5 protein-coding genes are annotated in these 4,850 nt (G+C 71.4%); all 5 read right to left on the minus strand.

Annotated features, from left to right (window positions below; genetic code table 11):
• Positions 1-934, minus strand: a 934-nt coding sequence (locus VFZ39_RS12275) for an alanine--glyoxylate aminotransferase family protein (RefSeq protein ID WP_330866052.1), incomplete at its 3' end; no start/stop codon positions are given.
• Between the two features lie 34 nt (positions 935-968).
• Positions 969-2,342 (minus strand): FAD-binding oxidoreductase, encoded by a 1,374-nt coding sequence (locus tag VFZ39_RS12280; protein ID WP_330866053.1) that lies wholly within the window; start codon positions 2,340-2,342, stop codon positions 969-971.
• Positions 2,343-2,358: 16 nt separating this feature from the next.
• Positions 2,359-3,600, minus strand: a complete 1,242-nt coding sequence (locus tag VFZ39_RS12285; protein WP_330866054.1) for an MFS transporter — start codon at positions 3,598-3,600, stop codon at positions 2,359-2,361.
• A 59-nt stretch (positions 3,601-3,659) separates the two neighbouring features.
• Entirely contained in the window at positions 3,660-3,857 is a 198-nt protein-coding gene (locus VFZ39_RS12290; RefSeq protein ID WP_330866055.1) for a hypothetical protein, read from the minus strand.
• 98 nt (positions 3,858-3,955) lie between these two features.
• Positions 3,956-4,837, minus strand: a complete 882-nt coding sequence (gene mutM, locus VFZ39_RS12295) for a bifunctional DNA-formamidopyrimidine glycosylase/DNA-(apurinic or apyrimidinic site) lyase (protein WP_330866056.1) — start codon at positions 4,835-4,837, stop codon at positions 3,956-3,958.
• Positions 4,838-4,850 lie beyond the last annotated feature (13 nt).

The raw sequence follows: 4,850 nt of genomic DNA on the forward strand, positions 1-4,850 counted from the left end.
GGACCTTGGGGGGGTCGACGCCGTCGGGGACCTTGACCGTGGTCAGCTCGGGCAGCCGGTGGCCCTCGGCGGCGAACAGCTCGAGGCCGAGGTCCTGCAGGCCGGCTGCGAGCTGGTCGCCGGCCGCCTCGTGGCGGGCCCACACGTTCTCGAGACCCTCGTCCAGGATCCGGGTGAGACCGGCGTGCAGGCTCACCACCATCGCGGTGGGTGCCGTGTGGTGGTAGGTGCGCTGGCCCTTGCCGGCGGCCTCCCCGACGTAGCCGCCGAGCATGCCGAGGTCGAGGTACCACGACCGCGGCTTCTCGACCCGCCGCTCGAAGGCGCGGTCGTTGATCGTGAACGGCGCGAGACCCGGAGCGACGCCGAGGCACTTCTGGGTCCCGGCGTACCCGACGTCGATGCCCCAGTCGTCGGCCCGCAGCTCGATGCCGCCGATGCTGGTGACGGCATCGGTGATGAGGAGCGCGTCGCCCTTGGCGGCGCCGAGCGCAGCGATGTCGGAGCGGACACCGGTCGACGTCTCGGCGTGCACGGCCGCGATGATCTTCGGCGCCGGGTGGGCGTCGATCATCCGCTGCACGTCCACGGGCTGCCCCCACTCGTGCTCGACCGCGACCACCTCGGCCCCGCAGCGGGCCGCCACGTCGCACATCCGCTGCCCGAACAACCCGTTGACCGCGACCACCGCGACGTCACCCGGGTGCACCAGGTTGACGAAGGCGGCCTCCATCCCGGCGCTGCCGGTCGCGCTCAGCGGCAGCGTCCGCGTGTTCTTCGTGCCCCAGGCGGTCCGGAGCATCTCGCAGGTCTCGTCCATCAACGTCAGGAACGCCGGGTCGAGGTGACCCAGGAGCGGCCGGGCCAAGGCGTCGGTCGCTTCCGGGTACGGGTTGGTCGGGCCGGGTCCGAACAGGTGTCGCTCGCGAATCATCACGGCAGGCTATTGGATGCGGCCGCGTGACACCTCAGAGGATGGCGCCGGGGTTGAGGATGCCGTCGGGATCGAGCGCCGCCTTGACCCGGCGGGTCAGGTCGATCACCTCCGGGCCGAGCTGGTCGGGCAGGGCGGCCTTCTTGGTGCGCCCGACGCCGTGCTCGCCGGTGATCGTGCCGCCGAGGCGGATCGCGGCGTACATGATCTCGTCGAACGCCTGCACCGCCCGCAGCCGGGCGGCCTCGTCGTCGCGCGGTACGACGATCAACGGGTGGGTGTTGCCGTCGCCGGCGTGGGCGATCACCGGGATCGCGAGGTCGAGCCGCTCCGCGATCTCGGCCACGGTGGCCAGCAGCTCGGGGAGCCGGGGCACGGGTACGCCGACGTCCTCGAGCATCAGCGCGCCGATCTGCTCCACCGCCGGGATCACCATCCGGCGCGCCTGGACGAACTGCTCACCCTCGTCGGCGTCGTCGGTGACGAACACCTCCAGCGCCCCGGCGTCGACGCACGCCTTCTCCATCAGTGCGATCTCCTCGGTCCGGGCCGCCCCTGGGGCGTCGGACTGCGCCACCATGAGGGCACCCGCCTCGAGATCGAGGCCCATCGGCCGGTGCGCCTCCACCGCGCGGATCGACGCCTGGTCCATCAGCTCGAGCATCGAGGGCCGCAACCGGGACCGGATCGCCACGACCGCCTCGGCCGCGACCGTCGGCGTCGCGAACGACGCCACCAGCGTGGACCTGGCCGCCTGGGCCGGCACGAGCCGCAGCAGCACCCGGGTCACGACGCCCAGCGTGCCCTCGCTGCCCACGAACAGCTTCATCAGGCTCAGCCCGGCGACATCCTTGATCCGCTTGCCGCCCAGCTGTACCAGCGTGCCGTCGGCGAGCACGACGTCGAGCCCGAGCACGTAGTCGGTCGTGACGCCGTACTTCACGCAACACAGGCCACCGGCGTTGGTCGCCACGTTCCCCCCGATCGAGCAGAACTCGTACGACGACGGGTCGGGTGGGTACCACAGCCCGTGCTCGGCGGCCGCCGCCTTCACCTGCGCGTTCAAGGCGCCGGGCTCGACCACCGCGACCTGGCAGGACGTGTCGATCTCTATCTCGGCCATGCGTTCCAGGCTGAGCACGATCCCCTCGTCCACGGCGCTGGAGCCACCGGAGAGGCCGCTCCCGGCGCCCCGCGGGACGACCGGCACGCGGTGCGCCGCCGCCCAGCGCACCGCGGTCTGCACCTGGCCGGCGTCCTCGGCCCGGACAACCGCGGCCGGCGTTCCGGTGCGGGGGTCCTGGGAGCGGTCCCACCGGTACTTCTCCACCAGGTCGGGATCGGTCACCACGACACCGTCGGGCAGCGCGTCCGCGAGCTCGGCGAGGGCCTCACGCGAGAGGGGCATGCCCCCATGCAACCACTCAGGGGGTCTCGATCGCCTCCTGGTCCGCGTGGACGATCAGCTTCAGCTGCGGCCAGATCAGCGCCAGGAAGAGTCCGGTGCCGACGAAACCGAACCAGTACGGCGCGGTGATGCCCCACTCCCGGGCGATCACGCCGCCGAGGAAGTTGCCAGCCACGATGCCGCCGAAGACACCGACCATGTAGACGCTGCCGACCCGTCCCTGCAGCTCCTGCGGGACCGCCCGCTGCCGCACGGACATCGACAACGTGCCCCAGACGAACGCGTAGCAGCCGAACCCGAACAGAGTGGCCATCGCCTGCCACGGCTCGGTGGCGAGCGCCAGCGCGAGGTGGAAGAACACCTCGAGCAGCAGGCAGGTCTTCATCAGCGTGCCGAGCGGGACGTGTCGTTCCAGCCAGCCGTAGGCCGTGGTGCCGATCAGGCCGCCGACGGCCGACGCGGTCGTGAGCAGCCCGAAGCCCACCTCACCCATGTCGAGGTGTCGTGTTGCGTACAGCACCAGCACACCGAGCGCGGCGCCGTAGGTGATGTTGAACGTGACGATCACGATGGCGAGGGTCCGGACCGGCGGGCTGTGCCACAGCCACCGCAACCCCTCGGCGATGTCGGCCCGGATGTGAGTGCGCTCGTGCCGCTGCTTGCCGTGCGGCGGCAGCTTCAGGCGCGACACCAGCAGCGCGCCCAGCAGCACGCAGACCAGCTGGCCGGCGAACGGCCACGCCATGCCGAGCGCGAAGAGTGCCGCGCCCACCGGAGGCCCCGCCAGTTGGTTGACGGTGAGGAAACCGGCGAAGATCCGGCTGTTGGCGATCCCGAGGTCGGGCTTGGCGACCAGCATCGGCGTGAGCGTGTGCGTGGTGGTGTCGACGAACACCTCCGCGGTCCCGAACGCGAAGGCCGCGGCCAGCACGACCGGCACGTTGACGTGCCCGGTCACCAGGAACACGAGCAGGACGGACAGGAAGAGCGCCCGCGCGAGGTTGGCGCCGACCATGAGGAGCCTGCGGTCGACCCGGTCGGCCACGGCGCCGGCGTGCAGGCCGAAGAGCAGCCAGGGCAGCTGCTGCAGCATCGGGGCGAGCGCGACGAGGAACGGGTCGTGCGTCTGCGACGCGACGAGCAGCGGCGAGGCGGCCAGCGCCAGGCCGTCCCCGGTGTTGGTGATCCAGGATGCCGCGAGCAGCCGGCGGAACTCGGACCCGAGCCTGCTCGGGACCAGCCGCTCGAGGATGCTCACGAGGCCCAGAGGCTAGCGGCCGCGGGACCCTGGGTCACGCGGATTTCGGACCGGTCAGATCACGCGGGCTGGAGGTCGCTCTCGACGTCCAGCACCTCACCGGCAGTGGCCGCGGCGAGGGCGTCGTTCTCTTGTGCGAGCTTGAGGGTGAGCGCCTCGAGCTCGGCGACACGGGCGCGAAGTCGGGCGTTCTCAGCCGCGAGTCGAGCCGGCGTCCGGGGGTCGCTGTGCATGTAGCCGATCAGCGCCTTGGCCATAGATGAGCCTTCCGAACTTCAGGAGGTAGCCCGGGATGTGGGCTGCCTTCAAGAGTCCCACCAACCGCGCCGGGGGTCAAACCAGCAGGAGTGGCCCCTCAGGCTGCGGTTCGGCGGCCTCGCGGCTTGCGCGGGGCCGGCTGACAACGGGGGCAGAAGAACGACGATCGGTTGGTGAACGCGATCCGGCGGATCGGCGTCGCGCACCTGTCGCAGGGCTCGCCCTCACGGCCGTAGACGTGCAGTGCGCGGTCGAAGTAGCCGGACTCGCCGTTGACGTTGACGTAGAGCGCGTCGAACGAGGTTCCACCCTGCCCGAGGGCGGCCTCCATGACCGACCTGGCCTCTGCGAGGAGCAACCGCGCCTGGGCGGCGGTGAGCCGCTCCCCCGGTCGGTCACCGTGGATCTTCGCGCGCCACAGCGCCTCGTCGGCGTAGATGTTGCCGACACCCGACACGAGTCCCTGGTCGAGGAGGAGCTTCTTGACCCCGGCACTGCGCTTGCGGAGCCGTCGTAGGAACGCGGCGTCGTCGAACTCGGGGTCGAGCGGATCACGCGCGATGTGGGCGATCTCCGGGGGCAGGGTGGCACCGCCGGCGGAGACCAGGAGCCCCCCGAACATCCGCTGGTCGACGAACCGCAGCTCACGGTCGGCCGCTGCACGACCGAACCGCAACCCGAACCGCACCCGCAGGTGTCGCTCCTCGGGCGCGGACGAGGGCTGCACTAGCATCTGGCCGCTCATGCCGAGGTGTCCGAGCAGGGCGTCGCCGTTGTCGAGGGCGAGCCAGAAGTACTTGCCGCGCCGGTGGGCCGCGGTGACGGTGCGTCCGGTCAGCGCGTCCGCGAAACCGGTCGGACCCTTGGGATCACGCCGTACCGGGCGCGGGTGGCGCACCTCGACCGAGGTGATGGTCGCGCCGACCACGTGGCGTTCCAGGCCGCTCCGGACGACCTCGACCTCGGGGAGCTCGGGCACCGGGTCTCAGTCG

This window comes from Nocardioides sp., assembly GCF_036374615.1.
Classification (GTDB): Bacteria; Actinomycetota; Actinomycetes; order Propionibacteriales; family Nocardioidaceae; genus Nocardioides.

Coding starts and splice junctions, on each gene's coding strand:
- VFZ39_RS12280 (WP_330866053.1), bottom strand. CDS start 2,342: ATGCCCCTCTCGCGTGAGGCCCTCGCCGAGCTCGCGGACGCGCTGCCC.
- VFZ39_RS12290 (WP_330866055.1), bottom strand. CDS start 3,857: ATGGCCAAGGCGCTGATCGGCTACATGCACAGCGACCCCCGGACGCCG.